The following is a 24,575-nucleotide window of genomic DNA, read 5'->3' on the forward strand; positions in this document are numbered from 1 at the left end:
GGTCAGCGTCGCCCGCGCCGCCACAGACCCGTGACCAGACGATAGAGATAGGTCCCCAGGATCAGGATAACGACAAGCGTGGAGAGGGGGTTCAGCCACTGCTCCACACGGTCGTAGTTCTCGCGCAGGAGATAGCCTGCACCGGCCAGGATCACGATCCAGAGGAAGCTTCCCGCAGCGGTGAACAGGAGGAAGGCCAGGGGATTCATCCCCGACAGACCGGCCGGGACCGAGATCAGCGTCCGCACGGTCGGCACGAGCCGTCCGAAGAAGACGGCGGCTCGTCCGTGGCGGGCGAACCAGTCCATGGCGCGGTCCGCCTCCTCGGGCGAGAGGGTGAGCCAGGGCCCCCAGCGATCCACGAAGCGCAGGAAGCGGTCATGTCCCCAGGCCCGTGCGAGGCCATACCAGATCAGCGTGCCGAGGAGCGAACCGAGCGTCGCGACGATCAGCAGGGCGATGAGGGAAAAGCTCCCCTGCGCCGCCTCGTAGCCGGCCAGAGGAACGATCAGTTCCGAGGGGATGGGCGGAAAGACATTCTCCAGCACCATCAGCAGGCCTACCATCGCAAGGCCGCCAGTCTGGATCCAGCCGGTGATGAGGTCGAACATTCAGGCTCCGTATTGCCGGATCAGACTGCCGAAACGCGCCAGTAGAAGGATCGATGCGGCCACGAGGCTGAGCACGAGGCCGAGCCAGACGCCGACATGATCGAGGCCGGCGACGAATCCCAACCCGTAGGCTGCCGACAGGCCAAGGCCCCAGTAGCTCAGCCCGGCGATGAGAAGGGGCAGGGCCGTGTCCTGAAGGCCCCGCAGAAGGCCCATCGCGACGATCTGGGCCCCGTCGAAAAGCTGGAACAGGGCGGCAAGGGCCAGCAGGGTGGAGCCCACGGCCAGAACCTCGGGCCGGGCGGGGTCGCTGTCCTTGACGAAATTGTCCAGAAGGGTTTCGGGCATCAGCAGGAAGGCCGCCGAGGTCACCAGGGCAAAGCCCCCCGACAGCAGCACCGCCGCGAGCGCGACCTGCCGCATCCCGGCCCCGTCCCGCAGACCCACGGCCCGGCCGACGCGCACGGTCGCCGCCTGCGAGATCCCCAGATGGACCATGAAGGCCGCCGAGGCGAGCTGGAGCGCCACGCCATGCGCGGCCAGGGGGATGGCACCGACCCAGCCGACCATCACGGCCGAACCGGCAAAGAGCCCGACCTCCGCCAGAAGCTGGCCGCTGATCGGCCAGCCCAGCCTGAACACCCGGGCGAGGGCCCCGGGATCGGGCTTCCAGATCCGCTGGAGCAGCCGGTATTCGGGCAGCCGCCAGACGGCATAGACCAGCAGCAGCACCGCGCCGAGAGCATTGGTGGCCAGCGCGGCCCAGGCCGCCCCTTCGATGCCCATCTCGGGCAGGCCCCAGGCGCCGAAGATCAGGGCATAGCCCCACAGCGCATTGAGAACGACCATGCCCAGGGTCGTCCACAGCAGGACTGCGGTCCGTTCCAGCGCGGACAGGAAGGAGCGCAGCACGGCAATGACCAGCGCCGGCAGGAGGGCCCAGCCCCCGATCCAGAGATAACGCGCGGCATGGTCGGCCACTGCCGGATCCTGACCCATGGCCGCAAAGAGCCGCCCCGAAGCCAGCATCAGCGGCATGGCGAAGACCGTGAACCCCCCCGAGAGCCAGAGGCCCATCCGCGTGACGCGCCGGACATCCGTTACGCGGCCTTCGGCGGCAGCCGTCGCCACAAGCGGCATCACGGCGATGGCAAAGCCCGATCCTGTCAGGAACACGATGACATAGAGCGAGGAGGCCAGCACCATGCCTGCCAGCGCGGTCACGTCATAGCGCCCCATCAGGACGACATCCGTGAGATGGATGGCGAAACCCGCAAGATTCGACCCGACCAGAGGCAGGGCCAGCCCGATCAGGGCGCGGGTCTGTCCCCCGAGGCCGACAGCCGGGGCAGTCTCGAGGGCGGGAGAGCTGGTCATGACAGCGGACATAGAGGGCGGCGCTGTCCGGGTCCAGCCCGTCAGAGGGCCTGCTGCCACAGAGCCCAGGCCAGTGTCAGGATCAGCAGACCCGCCAGCATCTCGGCGCCGCCCATCACGCGGGCCATCAGCGAAGCGCTGCCCAGCCGCATCAGAAGTCCTTCGCGCATCAGGACAGAGCCGGCGGCAACCGCCATGGTGACCACGGCGGTTCCGAACGCCATGGCAAAGGCTCCTGCCACCCCGGCGGGGAACAGGCCCATCTGCCAGGTCAGCACCAGCAGGAACAGCGCCCCCGTGCAGGGCCGGACCGCAATGGACCCGACCACCGCAGCCCCTTCGCGCCAGGAGCGGACCCGCTCGGCCTGTTCCCAGGAGGGTCCATGGGCATGGCCGCAGACGGCACAGGTCGCAGGACGCCCCTCAAGGGGAGGCACAAGGGCGGGATCGCGCGACAGGGTCTGGCCGCCACGCTGCTCCCGGTCCGGGGCGAAGGCGCGGCGCAGCGCCCTCAACCCGCGCCACAAAAGCCAGGCGCCCAAGGCCCCGATCATGACGGCAGAGAGGAGGGCCAGTCCCCGGTCGGCGAGGATCTGCATCCTTTCGCGCGACCAGTCGAGCAGCAGGACCCCCGCTCCCACCAGCAGCACCGCCGTCAGTGCCTGCGCGAGCGAGGAGGCGAGGGCAAGCCCCGCCAGACGCAACCAGGTCATGCGCCGCCCGATCCCGACAGCCCCGATCACCAGCTTGCCATGACCGGGCCCTGCCGCATGCAGGACGCCATAGCCGAAGCACAGCGCCCAGAGCGCGACAAGGGCCTGGGGATCGCCCGAACGAAGACGGCGGAGCATGCCTGCCATCGCCTCCTGCACCTCACGCTGGCCAGAGGCAGCCCATCGCGCGATCCGCTCGGCCCCGCCGAAGCCCCACAGCCAGATCAGCGCGGCCAGCACCGCCAGGGCCAGGAAGGGGATCAGCCGCCGCACAGGATGTCCACCCGATCCGCAAAGGCGTATCCCACCGGCGGCAGTTGCACCTCCGGTCCGGCCCCGGCAATGTCGAGCCCCTGCAGATACGGTCCACCTCGGCCTGCGCGGCGACGGGATCGGCCGGGATCAGGCTGGCCGTGCACGCCGGTCCCCCGGAGATCCGAATCCCGGGCTGCACGGTATAGGCGGTGTAGTAATAGGGATCGTAGTTCTCCACCATGACCGGCAGGTCGGCCGGCACGGGCCGCAGGAGCGGGCGCAGATGGGTCTCCACGACCCGGCCATCCTCGAAGGCGACATGATGTTCGCGGCGTTCGCCGAGGGGCTGGGCCTGCCCGCCCTGCGTGACGACGAGATCGCCCTGATAATCCGGTGGCCAGTCCATCACGCTGGCCGCGAGCCTGGCGGTCTCATCGGGCGTGAGGATGGCATCCCCATCGGGATCGAGGCCCAGATCCTCGGTCAGCAGGAGCGAGAAGAAGGCGTCATAGGTCCAGGTGAGCCGGATGGCGGTCACCGCATCATTCTCGATCAGGACCTCCATGGCGGTCTCGACGAACACATGCGGATGGGCCGCGACGGCCTGCGGCAGCACGAGCAGGGCGACGGCAGCGGGGCGAAGCGCGATCCTCATGCCCCGGCCCTATCCTGCAGGCTGGGCCCTGATCAACGCATCGGCCGCCGCACTCGCGGAACTTCGCCGACAGGCCGGTCGGCACGGCGCCCCCGGCAGGAGCGCCTGCCACAGACGGGCGGACAGGCGCCGGCAGGTCATGCGCCCTCAGGGCAGGTCCCGCCAGCCATGCGAGGGCGAAAAGCCCAGCATCCTTCTTGCCTTCTCGTTGCTGTAGAAGGTCTGATGGCCCTTGATCGGGCGCCGGACGGGCACGCCGTCATAGAAGCGGCGGATCACCTCGGCGCTGTCCAGCCCCACCGAGGAGTCGTCGTTCGAGACGTTGAACACCTGATAGCCAAGCCCGTCCGTCCGCAGGCAGCAGTCCACCATATGCCCGAGGTCGCGGGCATCGATATAGGCAAAGACGTTGCGACGCCGGATCTCGGGCCGCTCTCGCCAGAGGGGCGCCAGATCGAGATATTCGTGCGGCTCGATCACGTTGTTGATGCGCAGGACATAGATGTCCGCACCCGTGCGCGCCTGGAAGCTGCGGGCCGTCACCTCGTTCACGACCTTGGACATCGCATAGGCGTCCTGGGGGATGGTGGGATGGTCCTCGTCCACCGGGATATAGGCAGGCCGCACCTCGCCATCGGCAAAGCAGATGCCGTAGGTCGTCTCCGAGGAGGCGATGATGATCTTGCGGATGCCGAACTTGGTTGCGGCATCCAGCACATTGAAGGTGGACAGCGTGTTGACGCGGTAGGTCTCGTTGTCGGCGGTCAGGAACATCGACGGGATCGCCGCGAAATGCACGACGGCATCGTAGCGCGGCGCGCCGGTGCCCGGCTCCAGCTCGGCCCCCGAGGCATGCGAGGCCATGGCGTTGAAGACCTGTCCCGCATCGGTGAGATCCACGCGGAGATCCGGCACGCCGGGATGGCGCAGCGGAACCAGATCGATGTTGACGACCTGATGCCCGGCTTTCTGCAGCAGGGGAATCGCATGGCGTCCGGCCTTGCCGGAGCCGCCGGTGAAGAAGACACGCATGGGAACCTCCGTGGAATGGGGCCAGTGAAGCCTGCCCATCGGACGGTTGCAAGCCTGTCAGGCAGGATGGACCTGCGCGCATCCAGGCACTAGAGCTTGCCCCGAGCCGGAGACCCGCCCCATGAACGCCCTGCCCTTCCTGCCCGACTGGCCCGTGCTGCTGGCCTTCACCATGGCCGGCTTCGTCCTGTTCGTGACACCGGGACCGGACATGAGCCTGTGGATCGCGCGGACCCTGCAGGGCGGGCGGCGGGCGGGCCTTGCGGCGATGATGGGCACATCGGCCGGCTGCGTGATCCATTCGGCGCTGGCCGCCGGGGGGATCTCGGTCCTGATCGCGGCCTCGCCGGTTGCCTTCGCCCTGCTCAAGGCGGCCGGGGCCTGCTATCTGCTCTGGCTGGCCTGGCAGACGCTGCGCCACGGCTCGGCCTTGCAGATCGAGGGCCGGAGATCCCCGGCCTCTTTGGCCCTCTGGCCGTCCTTCGTCACCGGCCTCGTGACGAATCTCGCCAATCCCAAGGTGGTGCTGTTCTTCATCACCTTCCTGCCGGCCTTTGTCTCGGCCAGCGATCCGCACGCAGGCGCAAAGCTGCTCTTTCTGGGGCTCTACTTCGTGGCCCTGAATTTCGTCCTCTCCGCCGCCCTCATCCTCGGGGCCGACCGGCTGGTGGGGCATCTGCGGCGGCATCCGGGGATCCTGCGCTGGATCGACCGGCTCTTTGCCGGCGTGTTCGGCGTCTTTGCCATCGCCATCCTGCGCACCCAGGCCCGGGGATAGCCGGAAGGCCCCAACCGGGCCGGCAATGGCGCCCGTCCGGTTGCGGCCGGACGCCTCCCCTGCCATAGTGGACGGAACAGAGCAGGAACAAGCATGATGGCCGACGATCTTCTCTCTGCCCCGGACAGCTATGATGCCTCCTCGATCGAAGTGCTCGAGGGGCTGGAGCCGGTCCGCAAGCGGCCGGGCATGTATATCGGCGGCACCGACGAACATGCCCTGCATCATCTGGTGGCGGAAATCCTCGACAATTCGATGGACGAGGCCGTGGCGGGCCATGCCACCCGCATCGAGCTGGAGCTGCATGCCGACGGATCGGTCACGGTCCGCGACAACGGACGCGGCATTCCGGTGGATCCCCATCCGCGCTTTCCGGACAAGTCGGCGCTCGAGGTGATCCACTGCACGCTGCATGCCGGGGGCAAGTTCTCGGGCAAGGCCTACGAGACATCGGGCGGGCTTCACGGGGTCGGGGCCTCGGTCGTCAATGCGCTGTCGGATTCCCTTGTGGTGCAGGTGGCGCGCAACCGCGAACTCTACGAACAGCGCTTCTCCCGCGGGGTGCCGCTCGGCCCGTTGCAGAAGCTGGGCGCGGCGCCCAACCGGCGCGGCACGCAGAGCACCTTCCACCCGGATCCGGAGATCTTCGGCCATCACCGCCTGCGCCCGTCGCGGCTGTTCCGCATGGCGCGCTCGAAGGCCTATCTCTTCTCCGGGGTGGAGATCCGGTGGAAGTCCGAGATCGACGACGGCAGCACCCCCACGGAGGCCACCTTCCGGTTTCCCGGCGGTCTGGCCGACTATCTGGCCGAGACACTGGGAGATGCCGAAACCTATTCCGAGCGACCCTTCGCCGGCTCCGTGTCCTTCCAGGACAAGTTCGGCGTGCCCGGCAAGGTGGAATGGGCGATCCACTGGACGCCTTCGCGCGATGGCTTCGTCCAGAGCTACTGCAACACCATCCCCACCCCCGAGGGCGGCACCCATGAGACGGGCTTCTGGCAGGCCATCCTCAAGGGCCTGCGCAACTACGGGGAGCTGACGAAATCCCGCAAGGCCGAGGCCATCACGCGCGAGGATCTGCTTTCGGGCGGCTGTGCGCTGGTGTCCTGCTTCATCCGCGATCCCGAATTCGTCGGCCAGACCAAGGACCGGCTTGCCACCCAGGATGCGGCCCGTCTGGTCGAAGGCGCCGTGCGCGATCACTTCGACCATTGGCTTGCCGCCGATCCGAAGGCCGCCGGCGCGATCCTCGACTTCCTGTCCCTGCGGGCCGAGGAACGCATCCGCCGCCGTCAGGAAAAGGAGACGGCGCGCAAATCGGCCACGCGCAAGCTGCGCCTGCCGGGCAAACTCGTGGACTGTTCGGCCAGCTCGCGCGAGGGGACGGAGATCTTCATCGTCGAGGGCGATTCGGCAGGCGGCTCCGCCAAGGCGGCACGGGACCGGCGCACGCAGGCTCTGCTGCCGATCCGGGGCAAGATCCTGAACGTCCTCGGCGCAGCCTCCGCCAAGCTGGGGAGCAATCAGGAAATCGCCGATCTGGCGCAGGCGTTGGGCGTCGGCATGGGAAGCCACTTCCGCATCGATGACCTGCGCTACGAGAAGGTCATCATCATGACCGATGCCGATGTGGACGGCGCGCATATCGCCTCGCTGCTGATGACCTTCTTCTTCACGCAGATGCGGCCGCTGATCGAACGGGGGCATCTGTATCTGGCCTGCCCGCCGCTCTATCGCCTCACCCAGGGGGCAAAGCGGCTCTATGTCGCCAATGACGCCGAGAAGGATTACTGGCTGGCGCGGGGCCTTGGCGGAAAGGGCCGGATCGAGGTGCAGCGTTTCAAGGGTCTGGGCGAAATGGACGCCAAGGACCTGAAGGACACGACGATGGATCCGGCGACGCGCCGCCTGATCCGCGTGACACTGGCCGACGAGGAGCCGGGCGAGACCGAGGATCTGGTCGAGCGTCTCATGGGCAAGAAGCCCGAGCTGCGCTTCCAGTTCATCCAGGAGAACGCCCGCTTCGTGGAAGAACTGGACGTGTGACGGAGGGCGCCTGCCCGAAGGGGGGAGAGATGAAGATCACCTGGCTCGGCCATGCCGGCTTCCGCATCGAGATCGAAGGGGCCGTGCTCCTTGTCGACCCCTGGCTGTCGGGAAATCCGATGTTTCCGGCCGAAAGGCGGGCCGAGGCCCTCGAAGGGGCGACGCATGTGCTGCTGACGCATGGCCATGGCGATCATGCCTCGGATGCCGTCGCCATCGCCCGCGAGAGGGGGGATCCCCGTCGCCGGCATCTTCGACCTGATGTCCTGGCTTTCCGCGCGTGACGGAATCGAGACGATCGGTTTCAACAAGGGCGGGACGGTGACGCTGAACGGCGCGCGGGTGACGATGGTGAATGCCGTGCATTCCTCCTCCGTCTCCGGGGACGCCGGGCCCGTCTATGCCGGGGCCGAGGCCGGCTACATGATCGCCGGCGAAGGCGAGACGATCTATCTCTCCGGCGACACCGACCTGATGGCCGACATGGAATGGATGGCGGACCTGCACCGGCCGACCATCGGAATCCTTTCGGCCGGCGGGCATTTCACGATGGACATGACGCGCGCGGCCTTGCCTGCCGGCGCTGGTTCCGCTTCCACACGGTCATCCCCTGCCACTATCGCACCTTCCCGCTGCTGGAGCAGGATGCCACGGCGCTGCGGCAGGGCGTGCCCGAAGGAACGCGAGTGCTGGAACCGGAGGTCCTCGTCCCCCTCCCCCTCTGATCCCGCCACCTGTCCGAGGAACGTCCCGTGATCCCCCGGCCCGGCAGATCCTGCCTCGCGCTGATTGTCGCCATGACCCTGCTGGCGGCCTGCGGCCGTCCCTTGGCCCCCGGCGAACGCGCCTTCCTCGCCACGCTGCATGGCGACACGATCCTGGCCGACAATGTCCGCCTGCATGACGGCCTTGCCATCGTCGCACCGCGCGAAGTGCCGGCCCCGCCGCGGACCACCTGCCAGGCGCGGATCTACCCGCCCCCGGACGGGCCCACCATCCGTGTCCACACCGGCGCGCTGGCCCTCTTCGAGGATGTGCATGTGCGCCGCGATCTCTACCGCGAGGACATGGCGGCCGGCTGGCCCGATGTCATCCCCCTGGCCGAGGCGATGCTTCTGGCCCATGAGATGGTCCATGTCTGGCAGTGGCAGAACCGGGAGCTGACGGGCTATCACCCCCTGCGCGCCGCCTTCGAACATGCCGGCTCGCCCGATCCCTATCTGTTCGACCTCGCAACCTCGACGGATTTTCTCGACTACGGCTACGAGCAGCAGGGCTCGATCATGGAGGAATATGTCTGCTGCCGCACGCTGGCGCCCGATGCGCCGCGGACGGCCCGGCTGCATGCGCTGCTGGCGAAGTATTTCCCCCTCGCCCCCCTGGATGCGCCGGGCCCGCGGGCGGCGATCCTCCCCTGGAGCGGGGTCGAGATCGAAGGCATCTGCGACTGAGAAAGGCCCCCGGCCGGTTGCGCAGCGGCGCCGGGACCGCCCGCAGCGGATCGAAGGGCCGATCTCTCAGCCGGGAACGACGCGCCCCCCCTCGAGCCGCAGGATGCGGTCCATCCGGGCGGCAAGGGCCAGGTTGTGGGTCGCCACCAGCGCGGCCAGCCCTTCCTGGCGCGCCAGCTCCATGAGCGCAGCGAAGACCTGTTCGGAAGTCTCGGGATCGAGATTGCCGGTGGGTTCGTCCGCCAGCAGCAGCCCGGGCCGGTTGGCCAGGGCGCGGCAGAAGGCGACGCGCTGCTGCTCTCCGCCCGACAGGGCCGCCGGTCTGTGCCCGGCCCGGGAAAGCACGCCGACGCGGTCGAGCAGCGCACGCGCGCGCTCCTCGGCTGCGTCCCGGCGCGCTCCGGCCGCCAGCTGCGGCAGGACGACATTCTCGAGAGCGGTGAACTCCGGCAGAAGGTGATGGAACTGATAGACAAATCCGACCCTTGCGCGCCGGGCGAGCGTGCGGGCCCGGTCGCTCTGACGGGTCATGTCCTCGCCGCCGATCGCTACGCTTCCCCTGTCAGGGGTATCGAGAAGGCCAGCGACATGAAGCAGCGTGGACTTGCCGGCACCCGAAGGGGCGACCAGCGCGACCACCTCGCCCCCGGCGATGGCCAGATCGACCCCGCGCAGGACCTCGACGGCCGAGGGCAGGCCGGGATTGTAGGTCTTGACGACGCCCGTCAGGCGCAGCGCGTCATTCATAGCGAAGCGCCTCGACAGGGTTCATGCGCGCGGCCCGGCGTGCGGGGAACAGGGTGACGAACCAGCTGAGCGTCAGGGACAGGGCGACGGCCGACAGGACATCCCCCCCCTCCAGCCGGGCCGGCAGGCGGTAGAGCCCGCGGATCGAGGGATCCCAGACCCCCCCGCCGGCAAGATAGTTCACGGCCGAGAAGATCGGGTCGATCCAGATCGCGAAGGCGCTGCCGAGGATGACCCCCATGATCGTGCCGGCGGTGCCGATCGACGCCCCGACGATGAAGAAGACCCGCAGCACCGATCCTTCGGTCAGCCCCATCGTGCGCAGGATGCCGATGTCGCGCCCCTTGTTCTTCACCAGCATGATGAGGCCCGAGATGATGTTCATGGACGCGATCAGGACCAGGACCGACAGAATCACGAACATCACGTTGTCCTCGACCGTCAGCGCCTGAAGGAAGGCGCCGGAGGCATCCTTCCATGTCCAGGCATAGGTCATGGGGCCGGCCGCCTCGAGGATGGCCGGGACCAGCTCCTCGACCCGGTCCGGATCGGCCAGCATGACCTCGATCTCGTCGGCCACGCCATCGCGGTTGAAGAAGATCTGCGCCTCCTGGAGCGGGAGATAGGCGCGGGTGCGGTCGATGTCGTAGCGGCCGGCGGTGAAGATGTAGGTCACGGTATAGGCCGAGACCCGTGGCGAGATTCCGAGGGGAGAGCGCGCCCCATCCGGCGAGATGATGCGCAGCCGGTCGCCGACCGAGAGACCCAGCTCCCGCGCGATGCCCGATCCGATGGCGATCCCGGCCGGAAAATCGGCGATCGACCCTTCCGCCATCTCCGGCGAGGCGATGCGCGGGATGGCGGCCAGATCCTCGGGTGCGATACCCAGAACCTCGATCCCGGCATTGCGCCCCTGGAATGTCGCCATGACCTGCCCCCGCACCAGCGGCGCGGCCCGGATGACGCCCGGAACGGCCCCGATCCGGTCTGCCATCGCCGCCGCATCCGCGATCACCGCGGCGGCCGGGTTTCCGGCAGGCTGATCGGGAACGGGATAGATCGTCACATGGGCATTGGCGCCCAGGATCGTGTCCACGAATTCCTCGCGAAAGCCTGACCGCACGGCCAGCGTGGCGATCAGCGCGAACACCGCAAGGGTGACGCCGACAAGGCTGATCCAGGTCATCACCGACACGCCGCCTTCGGCGCGACGCGCGCGCAGATAGCGCCAGGCGATCATCCATTCGAAGGAGGCAAAGGGCCGGGTCATGGCGGCGGACCATAGGGGGCCGGCGCCGACAGTCAATGCAGGGGGGCATGACGGTGACGCGACCGGCAGAAGGCAGGCAGGCAGAAAGGCAGACAGAGCGACAGACAGGGGGGCGACGGGCCAAGGCCTTCGGCAGTCCTTCCCGTCCTCTTCCCTCCGGAAAGCCGTCCGCTGCTACCAGTGGCTTCCGGGGCTCTGCCAGGCGGTCACATCGCGGCCGGCGGCCAGCGCCTTGCCCTTCGCGGCCCAGATCAGGCCCCGGCGCAACATCTCGTGCGGGGGGCCTGCCGCGATGACGCGGGCCTTGTGCCCCAGCGCATTGTAATAGACCCGGCCATGTCCCCAGGCACGCGTCCAGGCCACCGGCATGTCCACCGGGCCGTTGGGGGCATGATACCAGGGCACGGTCGGAAAGCGCGTCCTGGCCAAGACGCGGTTGGCCGGATCGACATGCAGGTAATACTGCTCTGTCTCGACATCGAAGTCGCCGATGCCGGCGGTCAGCTCATGATCCGGGTCGAGCGTCACGCGATAGCGCACGCCATCCCCCCCCGGATGCGCGACCCAGTTGCCGCCCGTGATGAACTGCCACAGCGGATTGGCGCGGAAGGCATCGCACATGCCGCCATGACAGCCGGCCAGGCCGGTGCCCCGGGCCACCGCCTCCGAAACATGCGTGGCCGCCTCGCGCGACAGCTCGGCCATCGTCCAGACAGGCACGATGAGATCGAGATCGCGCAGGCCCTCCGGGTCGTCGAAGACGGCCAGGCTGTCGGTGACGACGACCGAAGCCCCCTCTCCCTCCAGCATCGCCCGGAAGATCCCGGCGACCTGTTCGGGCTCATGCCCTTCCCAGCCGCCCCAGGTGATCAGGGCCTTCATCGCATCCTCCCCCTGCCTTTGCGCGGGCACCCTGACGGGGCGCGCGCGCGCCGTCAACCGCCGACCGGGGACAAGCCCGGGCCCGGTCGGGCCCGACAGGGGGGCCGCTGCGGCCGGTCAGCGGCCGGCATAGATCTGCGCCAGCCGGTCGATTGCCGCCTCCGGCGACAGCTCCTCGGTCTCTCCGCTGCGGCGCGAGGTCAGCTCCACCTTCCCGGCAGCCAGGCCCCGCGGACCGACGGTGATCCGCCAGGGCAGGCCGATCAGATCCATCGCGGCGAATTTCTCGCCCGCGCGGGCGTCGCGGTCGTCATAGAGCGGATCGAGGCCGCGCGCCCTCAGGCCGGCATAGATCGTCTCGCAGGCCGCGTCCGAGGCTGCATCCCCCTGCCGGAGATTGACGATGGCGGCATGGAAGGGCGTCACGCCCTCGGGCCAGACGATTCCCTTCTCGTCATGGCTGGCCTCGATGATCGCGCCGACCAGACGGCTCACGCCGATCCCGTGCGAGCCCATGTGGACAGGCACCCGCTGTCCTTCGGCATTGGTCACCAGGGCGCCCATGGGCTCGGAATACTTGGTGCCGAAATAGAAGATCTGTCCCACCTCGATCCCGCGGCCGACCCGGCGATGCGCCTCGGGCACCTGTTCGAAGAGGGCGGGATCATGGGTTTCGTCGGTGCGGGCGTAGAGGGTGGTGAACTCCTCGCAGACCTTCGCCACCTGGGTGCGGTCGTCATAGTCGATCTCGCGGGCGCCCAGCTTGAGCTGCGTCACGCGGTCATCATAGAAGACTTCCGACTCGCCCGTCTGGGCCAGCACCAGGAATTCATGCGTGTTGTCCCCACCGATCGGGCCCGAGGCCGCGCGCATCGGGATCGCGGTCAGGCCCATGCGCTCATAGGTGCGCAGATAGCTGACCATGTGGCGGTTGTAGGCGTGCAGCGCGGCGTCCCGGTCGATGTCGAAGTTGTAGCCATCCTTCATCAGGAATTCGCGCCCCCGCATCACGCCGAAGCGCGGCCGCATCTCGTCGCGGAACTTCCACTGGATGTGGTAGAGCGTGAGCGGCAGGTCCTTGTAGCTGGACACATGGGCGCGGAAGATGTCGGTGATCATCTCCTCGTTCGTGGGGCCATAGAGCATCTCGCGATCCTGCCGGTCGCGGATGCGGAGCATCTCCTGCCCGTAGTCGTCATAGCGCCCCGATTCCCGCCACAGGTCGGCCGGTTGCAGCGTGGGCATCAGAAGCGGGATGTGACCGGCGCGCTGCTGCTCTTCATGAACGATCTGCTCGATGCGGCGCAGGACGCGCCAGCCCAGCGGCAGCCAGGAATAGATGCCGGCGGCCTGCTGCTTGATCATGCCGGCCCGCAGCATGAAGCGATGGCTGACGATCTGCGCCTCGGCGGGGTTTTCCTTGAGCAGGGGCAGGAAGTAGCGGGTCAGGCGCATGGCGGGTTCCTCTTGGCGTCCCGGCGGGTGCTAGACCAAGCCTTCGGGTCCGGCAAGCGCGGCCGGGGGCCTCGCCACGCCGTGCTTGCAAGGGCGTGCCCCCCAAGCGATAGGAGAGGGGGCGGAGGGTTTCGATGGCGATCTCGGTCGAACGGCAGGCAAAGATCTGGGGCATCGCGGCTCTCCTCTTCCTCCTGGTGTTGTGGCTGCTGGGGAATGTGATCCTGCCCTTCCTCATCGGGGGGGCACTGGCCTATCTGCTCGACCCCATCGCCGACCGCCTGACAAGCTGGGGCATGCGGCGGGTCTGGGCCGTCATCATCATCACGCTGTCCGCCCTTCTTGCCCTGACGCTGGCCATCCTTCTGCTGATCCCGATGCTGGTGGATCAGGCCACGGCGCTGGTGCGGATCACGCCGACGCTGATCGGGCAGGTGACGGACTGGCTGACGCAGCGCTTTCCCGAACTGATGGAAGAGACCTCGCCCGTCCGCCAGCAGCTTGCCGATGCGGTGGCCGGCTTGCAGGCCCGGACAGGGGAATTGGTGAACCGGCTTCTGTCGGGCGCCATGGGGGTGCTCAACTGGCTTCTCATCATCATCATCGTGCCGGTGGTCACCTTCTATCTGCTCCTCGACTGGGATCACATGATCGCCCGTCTGGACGAGCTGCTGCCCCGCGACCACGCCCCCACGATCCGCGTGCTGGCGCACGAAATCGATGCCACGCTGGCCGGATTCATCCGGGGGCAGGCGCTCGTCTGCCTGATCCTCGGCACCTATTATGCCCTGGCGCTGATGGCGGTGGGGCTGAATTTCGGACTCGTTGTGGGGGCGATCGCCGGGGCGCTCACCTTCATTCCCTATGTCGGCGCCCTGGTCGGTGGCGTGCTGGCCATCGGGCTGGCGCTGTTCCAGTTCTGGGGCCATTGGATCTGGGTGATCGTGGTCTGGGCGATCTTCCAGTCCGGCCAGTTCGTGGAAGGCAACTTCCTGACGCCCAAACTGGTGGGGGATCGGGTGGGCGTTCATCCGGTCTGGCTGCTGTTTGCCCTGTCGGCCTTCGGTGCCCTGTTCGGCTTTGTGGGCGTTCTCGTGGCCGTGCCGCTGGCGGCCGTGATCGGCGTCCTCGTCCGCTTCGCCATCGGCAAGTACAAGCAGAGCCACCTCTATCAGGGCAACGGGGGGATACCCCTGTCATGACGGGATCGCAGATGTCGCTGCTGGGCGAGGACTGGCCGGAACAGATCCCCCGTCCTGTCCGCCGCTCCACCCCCCCTGCCCCGGATGCCGAACAGCTCTCCTTCGACTGGGCGCTCCCGGTGGCGCTCGGGCCGGAGGACTTCTTCGTGTCGGATTCGAATGCGGCCGCCCATGCGATGATCGCCGGCGGGCTGCGCTGGCCCGAGGGGCGCCTGGCCCTGGTCGGCCCGGAGGGTTCGGGCAAGACGCATCTGTTGCGGATCTGGCAGGGTCTGACAGGGGCCATCCGTCTCGAGGCACGGGACCTCTCCGCCGCGCCGCTTGTGCCGTCCCCCGCGGCCGCCGTCGCCATCGACGGGATCGAAGCCCTCCCGCACAGTGCCGAAGAGCCCCTTTTCCATCTGCACAACCACCTGGCCCGGACAGGCGGACGACTGCTGCTGACCTCGGACCGCCCGCCCTCACGCTGGAAGATCCGCCTGCCCGATCTGCGCAGCCGGATGCAGGCCATCCATGTCGTCCGCATCGAACCCCCGGACGATGTGCTTCTCCATGCCCTGCTGGCCAAGCAGTTCGCCGATCGCGGCCTCTTTCCCGGACCGGGCGTTCTGGCCTATCTTGCCAGACGGATCGAACGCTCCCACGCTGCTGCTGCACAGGCGGTGGCAAAGCTCGACCGTCTGAGTCTCTCCGAAGGGCGCCGCGTCAGCCTGCCGCTGGCGCGGCGAATCGTGGACAGGCAGGACGAGGACGGTCCATAGAGGCCCCGACGCGAGAGCCGAGGATCGGTCATGCCGGACGACTCGACCCCCCCGTTTATCCCGCCGATTTCCTGCGCGCCCCCTTTCCCGAACCGCGCGAAGCTGAAGGCGATCTCGGCGGACCCGCCCGGTTCTTCAACCGCGAACTGAGCTGGCTCGGCTTCAACACGCGCGTCCTGGAAGAGGCTGACAATCCCCGTGTGCCGCTTCTCGAACGGCTGCGCTTCCTGTCCATCTCCGCCACCAATCTGGACGAATTCTATTCCGTCCGGGTGGCGGGCCTGCGGGAGCTGGCCCGGGCCGGCAACACCAGCCCGTCGCCGGACGGTCTCACCCCGGCGCAGCAGCTCGCCCTCATCGACAGCGAGGCCCGCCGCCTGATCGCCGCCCAGCAGGAGACCTTCATGCGCCTGCGCGAGGCGATGGCCGCCGAAGGCATCCGCATCCTGAGCCGGACCGATGTGGAGGAGACGGACCGCCCCTTCCTCGAGGACTATTTCCTCGCCCGCGTGTTCCCGGTCCTGTCGCCCCTGGCGATCGACCCGGCCCATCCCTTTCCCTTCATCCCGAACGAGGGCTTTGCCCTGGCCCTCGCGCTGGACCGGGCCGGCGACCGCCGACCCCTTCGGGCACTCCTGCCGGTTCCGCCGCAGATCGACCGCTTCGTGGCCCTACCGACAGAAGGGGGACACCGCTTCCTGCCTCTCGAGGAACTGCTGCTGCTGCATCTGGACCGGCTGTTTCCCGGCTATCGCGTCACCGGGTCCTGCGCCTTCCGGGTGCTGCGCGACAGCGATCTGGAGGTGGAGGACGAAGCCGAGGATCTTGTCCGCGAATTCGAGACCGCCCTGAAGCGCCGCCGGCGCGGCGAGGTGGTCCGCCTCAAGATCACCGCCGGCGCCCCGCCCTCGCTGCGGACCCTTGTCATGGAAAACCTCCATGTCGAACCGCATGAGGTGGTGGAGGTGGACCGCCTGATCGGCATCGCCTCGCTGAAGGAACTGGTGCTGGACAACCGGCCCGATCTGCTCTGGCCGCCTTTCACCCCCCGCGTGCCCGAACGCGTGCAGGACCATGGCGGCGACATGTTCGCGGCGATCCGCCAGAAGGACATGCTCCTGCACCACCCTTACGAGACCTTCGACATGGTCGTGCGCTTCCTCCAGCAGGCGGCGCGCGATCCCGATGTGGTCGCCATCAAGCAGACGCTCTACCGCACCTCGCGCAATTCGCCGATCGTGGACGCGCTCTGCGAGGCGGCCGAGGACGGCAAATCCGTCACCGCGCTGGTCGAACTGAAGGCCCGCTTCGACGAGGCGGCAAACATCCGCCAGTCGCGCCGGCTCGAACGGGCGGGGGCCCATGTCGTCTACGGCTTCACGACGCTCAAGACCCATGCCAAGGTCAGCATCGTGGTCCGGCGCGAAGGCGGCAACCTTGTGACCTACACCCATTTCGGGACCGGCAACTATCATCCCATCACGGCCCGCATCTACACGGACCTGTCCCTCTTCACGGCCGATCCCCGTCTGGGGCGGGATGCGACCAAGCTGTTCAATTACATCGGCGGCTATGCCCGCCCCGAGGGCATGGAGAACCTCGCCATCTCGCCGCTGACGCTGAAGGCGCGGCTCCTGGAGCTGATCGCGGCCGAGGCCGATCATGCCCGCGCCGGCCGGCCGGCCGCGATCTGGGCCAAGATGAATGCGCTGATCGAGGAGGATCTGATCGACGCCCTCTATGCCGCCAGCCAGGCCGGCGTGGCGATCAGTCTGGTGGTGCGGGGCATCTGCGGATTGCGACCGGGCATCCGGGGTCTGTCCGAGAACATCCGGGTGAAGTCCATCGTCGGCCGTTTCCTCGAACATTCCCGGATCGTCTGCTTCGGCAACGGCTATGGTCTGCCGGCGCGGCGCGCGCGTGTGTTCTTCTCCTCGGCCGACTGGATGGGGCGCAACATGGATCGCCGGGTGGAGACGCTCGTCGAGGCGATGAACCCGACGGTCAAGGCCCAGATCATGGAACAGGTCATGGCGGCGAATCTCGCCGATGTGGCCCAGAGCTGGCTGATGCAGCCCGATGGCAGCTTCCGCCGCGCCGAAGGGGCCGAGGATCCCGCGGCCTTCTCCTGCCACCGTTTCTTCATGGAGAATCCTTCGCTGTCCGGCCGCGGCTCCAAGGGGGCGGCGGATGTGCGCGCGCTGACCCTTCCCCAGAGCTCCCAGACCGCCGAGCGGTGAGCCCGCCTGCGCCCCTCGCCTGACCCCGGAGGACCCCATACCGATGATGATGCGATGACCCAGAACGGCGCCCCGAAGGCCGATGCAGCGCCGCCCGCCGCGCAGAACGGCCAGGGCGGCCCGGCATCGATGTTTCCCCCGGCCGGCAACGGCAAGCTGCATGTGGGTGTTGTCGATGTGGGGTCGAACTCGGTGCGTTTCGTCGTCTTCGACGGCGCGCCGCGCAGCCCTGCCTATTTCTACAACGAAAAGGTCATGTGCGCGCTCGGGGCCGGCCTGTCGGAGACGGGGCGGCTCAACCCCAAGGGGCGCCGCCGCGCGATCGACGCCCTCTGCCGCTTTGCAGCCCTGGCCCGCGGGATGGATCTGCCCCCCCTGATGGCTGTCGCCACGGCCGCCGTCCGCGAGGCCGAGGACGGACCGGATTTCGTGGCCGAGGTCGAGGAGAGGACAGGCCTGCGGCTCGAGGTGATTCCGGGGGATGAGGAAGCCCGCCTTTCGGCCCAGGGGGTGCTGCTGGGCTGGCCGGGTTCCTACGGCCTGGTCTGCGACATCGGGGGCGCCTCGATGGAACTGGCCGATCTGGCCCAGGGGCGGGTCGGCCGGCGCGTCACCTCGCCCCTCGGGGGGCTGAAGCTGCGGGAGGTGAAGGGCGGAGAGAAGGCCCTGACGGCCCATATTGCCCATCATGTCGCCCGCCTGCATGAGGAGATGCGCCACGAAACGGGGATGCGGCTCTTCCTGGTCGGCGGGTCATGGCGGGCGATCGCCCGGATCGACATGGAGCGGCGTCAATGGCCGCTGACGGTGCTCCACGAATACCGCATGTCGCCCGAGGCGGTGGCTGCCACCCGGGCCTTCATCGGCCAGAACGACCCCGCCGCGCTGCGCAGCAGGCTCGGCATCTCGCAGGACCGGATGGAGCTCGTCCCCCTCGCGGTTCAGGTTCTCGATGAACTCGTGCGGGTCTTCCAGCCCAAGGACATCGCCATCTCCTCCTATGGCCTGCGCGAGGGGCTTCTCTACGAACGGATGCCCCCCGTCCTGCGCGAAAGGGATCCGCTGCTCGAGGCCTGCCGCTATCAGGAGGCTCGCGACGCCCGCCTGCCGGGTTTCGGACGTGTCCTCTACGATTTCGTCCTGCCGCTCTTTCCCGAGGCCGACTGGCAACGCCGGCGCATCATCCAGGCCGCCTGCCTGCTGCATGATGTCAACTGGCGGGCGCATCCGGACTACCGGGCCGAAACCTGCGTGGATTCGGCCACCCGTGCCAATCTCGGCGGCATCAAGCATGAGGAACGGGTCTATCTCGGTTTGGCCCTGCTCTATCGCTATGCCTCTCGCCATCAGGGGACGCGCTTCGATGCCCTCTTCAAGCTCCTGTCGGCAGAGGACGCCCGCGAGGCCGAGATTCTCGGACGGGCGATGCGCCTCGGGGCCATGCTGTGGCTGGGGACGCATGATGCGCCGGGGGCTTTTCGTCTGGCGCCCGGACCGCCGCCATCTGGAGCTGACGATCGAGGCGCGCGCCCGGCCTCTCTTCGGCGAGGTGGCCCAGTCCCGCCTCAACGCCCTGGCCCGTGCGATGTCGGCAACGGCCGAGGTGCGCTTCGGCGAATAGGCCGACAGCGGTCAGAGCTCGACCCCCTCCCCCGTCGGTGGGGCAGGCTGCGCCGGCGGCGTCCAGGGAGGTGCATCGGGACGCCGGCGCAACACAATGTCCCCATTGGGGAGAAGGACCGGCGGCTCGTAGTTCCGGATCGAATCGATCTGCTCGATGATCTCCACGAAGGCCGGACCCATCTCCCGCGCGAGCAGCCGGAAGGTGGGCAGCATCTCCGCGCCGATCCCGGCCATCTCCTCCATCGGGGGACGGATCTCCTCGATCAGCCCGCGCAGGAGCCGCTCGGCCCCCTGCGCGATGAGGCTTCCCTCCCCCTCACCCGCCTCCTGCGCGGGCAGGGGGGGCGCGACAGTGCACAGGACAAGCGACAGGACAGCGATCGGCCTCATGCCCGGGATATGGGACGGCCGCCGCTTCGCGCAAGGCTCAGGGATCGAGATCGAGCGACACCGGAAAGTGATCCGAGGCATGCAGAAGCGCCTGCCGAAGCTGGCTGTCGCGATAGCAGGCCGGATCGTCGAAGGGATGCCAGATCCGCCAGCGCGGGTTGCAGGCGCAGAGATCGGACGAGACCATCGCATAATCGAGAAGCGCCGACAACCATCGCCCATCCGGCGGTATCCGGAAGCGCGCCGTCGCGGGGCTGGCGGCGGTCGGCCGGCGCGCGGCCAGACGGGCATGGGGGTCATGCAGGCGGCCCGGGCCGCCCTGGCCCATCACGATCTCCACCCCGGAGCGGCCGAACAGCGTCTCGTATTCGTCCAACCCTGGCCGTCGTTGAAATCCCCCATGACGATCAGGGATTCGCCCGCGGCCAGATGCCGGTCGATCCGCGCCCGCAGCCACAGGCATTGCGCCAGCTGCTTGCGGCGGTTCGCGATGGCAACGCGAATCTCCTGTTCGCGGCTTCGCGGCTTTCCCGAAACCTTGGATTTCGCATGAACCCCGATCAGGCGCAGCCGCCGACCCGTGTCGGTGCGGATCTCCGCTTCCAGCGGGGGCTTGGCCCATCGCACCGGATCGGCGCGCCCGTTGCCATCGAGATCGACACGGAAGACCCCGTCAAAGCGCGGCGGCTCGCCCGTCTGGGGATCATGACGCGCCTCCAGCCTGGCGGGATCGAACAGAAGCGCGATCTCCTGCCCGCTGAAGCTCGGAAACCCCATCAGGACGGATCGCGCGCGAAGCCCCGCAAGCCCGGCAAAATGCCCCAGCGCCGGCACGCCATTCACCATGCGCCGCGCGTCCGGTGCCTCGATGACAAGGACCGCATCGGCATCCAGAGCCTGCAGGACAACGGCGATGCCTTCGGCCTGTTCACGACGCGTCACGCCCTCGCGTCCCCCGCGGCCCTCATCGGCCAGGAGCTGGCCCTGCGGATCGAAGAGCCGGTCGAACCATTGGACATTCCAGGTGACGAAACGCATCGTCCCCCTCATCCTTCTGTCCTGCCCGCCCTCAGGCAGAGCGGGAGAGCCGCTCCCAGGCCTGATTGACCGCGATCAGGCGCTTCTCGGCCAGGCGGATCGCCTCGTCGGGAAGGCCATGGGCCGCCAGTCGGTCGGGATGGCATTCGCGCACCAGCGCCTTCCAGGCGGCGCGCGCCTCCTCCAGCGTGGCATCGGGCGGGATGCCCAGCACCTCATGGGGGTCACGCTCGGCATCCGGCACGAACTCGGCCCGGATGCGCAGGAACTCCCGCTCGGGGATGCGGAAGATCTCCGCGACCCGCTCGAGGAAGCGGTTTTCTGCGGGGTGATAGTCGCCATCCGCCAGGGCGATGTGGAACAGGCATTCGAGGAGATCGGCCAGAGCCTCGGGGTTGTCGCCGAACAGGCGGGCGATCCGGGCGGCATAGTCCTCGAATCCGGCGACGTCCTGCCGGGCCAGATCATAGACACGGGCGACATTCCGTTCCTCGCCGGGGGGGATGATGAAGACCCTGCGGAAGGCGGCCACCTCGTTGCGGGTGACGCGCCCGTCGGCCTTGGCGATCTTGGCGCCCAGCGCGATGGCGGCAATGGCAAAGCCGACCGTCCGTTCGGGCGGTGTGCGCAGACGCTCGAACAGGGCCGAAAGGGCCTCTCCCGAAGCGAGGCTCCTGATGGCATCGGCAACGCGTCTCCAGATCGACATGGCGCCACCCTAGGGCCGGCGCGGCGAGGCGCAAGCGCGTCCTCCCGCCTCCGTCATGTGTCGCCCCGTCACAGGAAGCGCCCCATGAGCACCACATCATGCCAGCGGTCGAATTTGCGTCCCACTTCGGGCAGGCGTCCGTATTCCCGAAAGCCGCAGGCTGCGTGGAAGGCCAGGCCTGCGGTATTCTCGCCCGCCACGGCGGCCCAGAGCGAATGCTTGCCCTTCGCCCGCGCCGCCGCAGCGACATGCTCGACCAGTCGCCGCCCGATTCCCCGCCCCTGCGCCTGCGGGGCCAGGATGATCGTATGTTCGACCGTATGCCGATAGCCATCGCCGGCCCGGAACGGAAAGAAGCGGTCGAAGCCGAGGACTTCGCCATCCTCGTCCCAGACCCAGAAATCCTCCTGCACAAGCCGTGCGATCTCGTCCTCGCTCCGCTCCTCGGAGGCGAAGATGGCGCTCGATTCACGGATGACGCGGTTCCAGATCGCGGCGATCCGGGGAACATCCGCTGTAGAGGCTGGGCGGATCACAGGACGACCTCCCCGTGTGCTGTGGACAGGCGCGCCCGCAGCATGGGCCTGTCGGCTTCGTGCAGGATCAGGCGGGAATCGCGCAGGTCCGCCAGAAGCCCTTTCAGACGCGCGGCATCGGGATGGCCCACCTCGAGCGCGATCAGTCGCAGGCCGCGATCCGTCAGCCGGTCGGCGGGGTGCCCGCCCTCGCGCCAGCGGATCAGCGTCGGAAAGGCACCGCCCCATGGCAGGGACCCGTCCGGGGGCACGGCGACGGTCCAGGCGAACGGCCCGCGCGACAGATCCAGCGGACGGCCCGCCGCGGCCGGCGCCGCCGCCAGCGCGGCGGCCATGTCGGCGACGCGGACGATCCAGTTGCCGAGCCGGGGGGGGCCGGCCTCCTCCAGACCGAACCAGCGCGGCCCGGCCGGCCGGGTTCCCGGCTCCGGCGCGATGACCTCCAGATAGCAGCCCGGCCCCAGCGAAACGAGCCGGTTCCATGTGCCGAAGCGATCATGGCGTCCGCCCGGCTCGGTCGGGACGCCAAGCCGCGCCTCCACCCAGGCGGCGCCTTCGTCCAGATCGGCGCAGGTGACGGCCAGATGGTCGATCTCCATCATCGGGGGGCCTCTTCCGTCCGGGCGGCACGGATGAGGTCCAGCACCTCGAGAGCCGCCCGGGAGATGTTGGTTCCCGGCCCGAAGATGGCGCGGATGCCCGCGGCCTTCAGCGCCGGATGGTCCTGCGCCGGGATGACCCCGCCGCAGACCACCACGATCTCGCCCGCGCCGGCCTTGCGCAGTGCCTCGACCAGGCGGGGCGCGAGGGTCAGATGCCCCGCCGCCTGCGAGGAGATCCCGACGACATGCACATCGCTGTCGAGCGCGTCCTGCGCGGCTTCCTCGGGGGTTTGGAACAGGGGCCCGATATCCACATCGAAGCCCAGATCGGCAAAGGCACTGGCAATGACCTTGGCGCCGCGGTCATGGCCGTCCTGTCCCATCTTGACGACAAGCATCCGCGGCCGTCGTCCTTCCTCCTCGGCAAAGCGGGCCACCGCGCGGCGGACCTGCTCCACCTCGTCGTCCCCTTCCCGTGCCCTTGCATAGACCCCCGTCAGGGTGCGCGTCTCGGCCCTGTGGCGACCGAAGACATCCTCGAGAGCCTGACTGATCTCTCCCACGGTGGCGCGGGCCCTGGCGCAGGGGATCGCGTGCTCCAGGAGATTGGCATTGCCTCGCGCCGCCTCGCGCAGCGCATCCAGCGCAGCCTGCACGGCCGCCTCGTCCCGCCCGGCGCGCAGGGCGCGCAGCCGCTCGATCTGCGCGGCCCGCACGGCCCGGTTGTCGATGGCGCGGATGGGCACCGACTCCTCGGTCTCGGGGCGGTAGCGGTTGACGCCGACGATGACCTCCTCGCCGCGGTCGATCATCGCCTGCCGCCGGGCGGCGGTCTCCTCGATGCGCAGCTTGGGCATGCCGGAGGCGACGGCCGCCGTCATGCCGCCCATCGCTTCGACCTCCTCCATCAGGGCCCAGGCCGCATCGGCCAGCTCGCGCGTCAGCGCCTCGACGTAATAGCTCCCCCCCAAGGGATCGACGACGCGCGTCACGCCTGTCTCTTCCTGCAGGATGAGCTGGGTGTTGCGCGCAATCCGCGCGGCGAGGTCCGAAGGCAGCGCCATGGCCTCGTCGAAGCTGTTGGTATGAAGCGATTGCGTCCCCCCCAGGACCGCGGCCAGGGCCTCATAGGCGGTGCGCACGATGTTGTTGTAGGGATCCTGCTCCTGCAGGGACACGCCGGAGGTCTGGCAATGGGTGCGCAGCATCAGGCTCTCGGGCTTCTGCGCCCCGAAGCCCTGCATGATCCGGTGCCACAGCAGGCGCGCCGCCCGCAGCTTCGCGACCTCCATGAACAGGTTCATGCCGATGGCGAAGAAGAAGGACAGACGCGGGGCAAAGGCATCGACATCGAGGCCGCGGGCCAGCGCCGCGCGCACATATTCGCGCCCATCCGCCAACGTGAAGGCCAGTTCCTGCACCAGATCCGCCCCGGCCTCCTGCATGTGGTAGCCGGAGATCGAGATGGAGTTGAAGCGCGGCATCTCGCGCGCCGTGTATTCGATGATGTCGGCGACGATCCGCATCGAGGGCCCGGGCGGATACACATAGGTGTTCCGCACCATGAACTCCTTGAGGATGTCGTTCTGGATGGTGCCGGACAGGCGCGCGCGGGGCACGCCCTGTTCCTCTGCGGCGACGATGAAGCTGGCGAGGATGGGAATGACGGCCCCGTTCATCGTCATCGAGACAGAGACCTCGCCCAGCGGGATGCCGTCGAAGAGGATCTTCATGTCCTCGACCGAATCGATGGCGACACCGGCCTTGCCGACATCGCCTTCGACGCGCGGATGATCGCTGTCATAGCCCCGGTGGGTGGCCAGGTCGAAGGCGACCGAGATGCCCTGCTGCCCCGCGGCCAGGGCCTTGCGATAGAAGGCGTTGGATTCCTCGGCTGTGGAAAAGCCCGCATACTGGCGGATCGTCCAGGGGCGGCCGGCATACATCGTGGCGCGAATGCCGCGCAGGAAGGGCGGCAGGCCGGGCAAGCCGCTGTCCCAGCCCTCGACATCCGCCGCGGTATAAAGCGGCCTGACCGCGATCCCCTCGAGCGTGTGCCATGTCAGGGACGAAGGATCGCGCCCCTTCAGCTCGGCCCTGGCCTTCTTCTCCCAATCCGACAGATCCGCCACTCCCGTCCTCCCCGGCCGCCGTCGTCGGATCGTTCTTGGCACAGGCAACAGCGTGGCAGAAGGGCCG

22 protein-coding genes and 2 pseudogenes are annotated in these 24,575 nt (G+C 68.3%); 9 read left to right on the plus strand and 15 right to left on the minus strand.

Annotated features, from left to right (window positions below):
* Positions 1-2: 2 nt before the first annotated feature.
* From RUTHE_RS06295 to RUTHE_RS06315, 5 genes are all read right to left on the minus strand, one after another.
* Positions 3-611, minus strand: coding sequence for a DedA family protein (locus RUTHE_RS06295; RefSeq protein WP_021097496.1), 609 nt, complete (start codon positions 609-611; stop codon positions 3-5).
* Positions 612-1,988: an MATE family efflux transporter gene (locus RUTHE_RS06300; RefSeq protein ID WP_021097497.1), complete on the minus strand. Its 1,377-nt coding sequence runs from the start codon at positions 1,986-1,988 to the stop codon at positions 612-614.
* A gap of 41 nt (positions 1,989-2,029) precedes the next feature.
* On the minus strand, positions 2,030-2,974 hold the full coding sequence (locus RUTHE_RS06305; protein WP_040645035.1) for a nickel/cobalt transporter: 945 nt from the start codon (positions 2,972-2,974) through the stop codon (positions 2,030-2,032).
* Positions 2,862-3,611: a DUF1007 family protein gene (locus RUTHE_RS06310; RefSeq protein ID WP_021097499.1), complete on the minus strand. Its 750-nt coding sequence runs from the start codon at positions 3,609-3,611 to the stop codon at positions 2,862-2,864. Before RUTHE_RS06310 ends, RUTHE_RS06305 begins: the two co-directional genes overlap by 113 nt.
* 147 nt (positions 3,612-3,758) lie before the next feature.
* The gene (locus RUTHE_RS06315; protein WP_021097500.1) at positions 3,759-4,643 is read right to left on the minus strand and encodes an NAD-dependent epimerase/dehydratase family protein; all 885 of its coding nucleotides are present in this window, start codon (positions 4,641-4,643) and stop codon (positions 3,759-3,761) included.
* Positions 4,644-4,764: 121 nt separating this feature from the next.
* Here RUTHE_RS06315 and RUTHE_RS06320 point away from each other — a divergent pair, with 121 nt between their 5' ends.
* The 5 genes from RUTHE_RS06320 (at position 4,765) to RUTHE_RS06335 (ending at position 8,921) form a co-directional block, all read left to right on the plus strand.
* Positions 4,765-5,421 (plus strand): LysE family translocator, encoded by a 657-nt coding sequence (locus RUTHE_RS06320; protein WP_021097501.1) that lies wholly within the window; start codon positions 4,765-4,767, stop codon positions 5,419-5,421.
* 96 nt (positions 5,422-5,517) lie between these two features.
* The gene (gene parE, locus RUTHE_RS06325) at positions 5,518-7,470 is read left to right on the plus strand and encodes a DNA topoisomerase IV subunit B (protein ID WP_040645382.1); all 1,953 of its coding nucleotides are present in this window, start codon (positions 5,518-5,520) and stop codon (positions 7,468-7,470) included.
* 29 nt (positions 7,471-7,499) lie between these two features.
* On the plus strand, positions 7,500-7,754 hold the full coding sequence (locus tag RUTHE_RS17990; protein ID WP_021097503.1) for an MBL fold metallo-hydrolase: 255 nt from the start codon (positions 7,500-7,502) through the stop codon (positions 7,752-7,754).
* On the plus strand, positions 7,732-8,226 hold the full coding sequence (locus tag RUTHE_RS17995; RefSeq protein ID WP_021097504.1) for an MBL fold metallo-hydrolase: 495 nt from the start codon (positions 7,732-7,734) through the stop codon (positions 8,224-8,226). Before RUTHE_RS17990 ends, RUTHE_RS17995 begins: the two co-directional genes overlap by 23 nt.
* 41 nt (positions 8,227-8,267) lie before the next feature.
* Positions 8,268-8,921: a hypothetical protein gene (locus RUTHE_RS06335; protein ID WP_040645383.1), complete on the plus strand. Its 654-nt coding sequence runs from the start codon at positions 8,268-8,270 to the stop codon at positions 8,919-8,921.
* Between the two features lie 66 nt (positions 8,922-8,987).
* Here RUTHE_RS06335 and RUTHE_RS06340 read toward each other — a convergent pair whose 3' ends face one another.
* The 4 genes from RUTHE_RS06340 to proS form a co-directional block, all read right to left on the minus strand.
* The gene (locus RUTHE_RS06340) at positions 8,988-9,668 is read right to left on the minus strand and encodes an ABC transporter ATP-binding protein (protein WP_021097506.1); all 681 of its coding nucleotides are present in this window, start codon (positions 9,666-9,668) and stop codon (positions 8,988-8,990) included.
* Positions 9,661-10,938 (minus strand): ABC transporter permease, encoded by a 1,278-nt coding sequence (locus RUTHE_RS06345; RefSeq protein ID WP_021097507.1) that lies wholly within the window; start codon positions 10,936-10,938, stop codon positions 9,661-9,663. The genes RUTHE_RS06340 and RUTHE_RS06345 overlap by 8 nt, the downstream gene beginning before the upstream one ends.
* Positions 10,939-11,112: 174 nt before the next feature.
* Positions 11,113-11,820, minus strand: coding sequence for a ThuA domain-containing protein (locus RUTHE_RS06350; RefSeq protein WP_021097508.1), 708 nt, complete (start codon positions 11,818-11,820; stop codon positions 11,113-11,115).
* Positions 11,821-11,937: 117 nt separating this feature from the next.
* Positions 11,938-13,275, minus strand: a complete 1,338-nt coding sequence (gene proS / locus RUTHE_RS06355) for a proline--tRNA ligase (protein ID WP_021097509.1) — start codon at positions 13,273-13,275, stop codon at positions 11,938-11,940.
* Between the two features lie 134 nt (positions 13,276-13,409).
* Between proS and RUTHE_RS06360 the strand changes: the two genes are divergently transcribed.
* The 4 genes and pseudogenes from RUTHE_RS06360 to RUTHE_RS15975 all read left to right on the plus strand — a co-directional run bounded on the left by RUTHE_RS06360 (position 13,410) and on the right by RUTHE_RS15975 (position 19,099).
* A complete protein-coding gene (locus tag RUTHE_RS06360; protein ID WP_021097510.1) occupies positions 13,410-14,477 on the plus strand; it encodes an AI-2E family transporter in 1,068 nt (355 codons plus the stop codon).
* Positions 14,474-15,238 (plus strand): HdaA/DnaA family protein, encoded by a 765-nt coding sequence (locus RUTHE_RS06365; protein WP_021097511.1) that lies wholly within the window; start codon positions 14,474-14,476, stop codon positions 15,236-15,238. The genes RUTHE_RS06360 and RUTHE_RS06365 overlap by 4 nt, the downstream gene beginning before the upstream one ends.
* Positions 15,239-15,261: 23 nt before the next feature.
* Complete coding sequence (locus RUTHE_RS06370; protein WP_051150382.1) at positions 15,262-17,478, plus strand: RNA degradosome polyphosphate kinase; 2,217 nt, start codon at positions 15,262-15,264, stop codon at positions 17,476-17,478.
* Between the two features lie 129 nt (positions 17,479-17,607).
* Positions 17,608-19,099: pseudogene (locus RUTHE_RS15975) on the plus strand (Ppx/GppA family phosphatase).
* A gap of 11 nt (positions 19,100-19,110) precedes the next feature.
* Here the strand turns inward: RUTHE_RS15975 and RUTHE_RS06380 are convergent.
* From RUTHE_RS06380 to scpA, 6 genes and pseudogenes are all read right to left on the minus strand, one after another.
* Positions 19,111-19,491 (minus strand): hypothetical protein, encoded by a 381-nt coding sequence (locus RUTHE_RS06380; protein WP_021097515.1) that lies wholly within the window; start codon positions 19,489-19,491, stop codon positions 19,111-19,113.
* 37 nt (positions 19,492-19,528) lie between these two features.
* A pseudogene (locus tag RUTHE_RS06385) lies at positions 19,529-20,529 on the minus strand (endonuclease/exonuclease/phosphatase family protein).
* 31 nt (positions 20,530-20,560) lie between these two features.
* Positions 20,561-21,238, minus strand: a complete 678-nt coding sequence (locus tag RUTHE_RS06390; protein WP_021097518.1) for a molecular chaperone DjiA — start codon at positions 21,236-21,238, stop codon at positions 20,561-20,563.
* A gap of 68 nt (positions 21,239-21,306) precedes the next feature.
* Entirely contained in the window at positions 21,307-21,774 is a 468-nt protein-coding gene (locus RUTHE_RS06395; protein ID WP_021097519.1) for a GNAT family N-acetyltransferase, read from the minus strand.
* Complete coding sequence (locus RUTHE_RS06400) at positions 21,771-22,376, minus strand: VOC family protein (RefSeq protein ID WP_021097520.1); 606 nt, start codon at positions 22,374-22,376, stop codon at positions 21,771-21,773. Before RUTHE_RS06400 ends, RUTHE_RS06395 begins: the two co-directional genes overlap by 4 nt.
* A complete protein-coding gene (gene scpA, locus RUTHE_RS06405; protein WP_021097521.1) occupies positions 22,373-24,508 on the minus strand; it encodes a methylmalonyl-CoA mutase in 2,136 nt (711 codons plus the stop codon). The genes RUTHE_RS06400 and scpA overlap by 4 nt, the downstream gene beginning before the upstream one ends.
* Positions 24,509-24,575 lie beyond the last annotated feature (67 nt).

The organism is Rubellimicrobium thermophilum DSM 16684, from assembly GCF_000442315.1.
GTDB classification, from domain to species: domain Bacteria; phylum Pseudomonadota; class Alphaproteobacteria; order Rhodobacterales; family Rhodobacteraceae; genus Rubellimicrobium; species Rubellimicrobium thermophilum.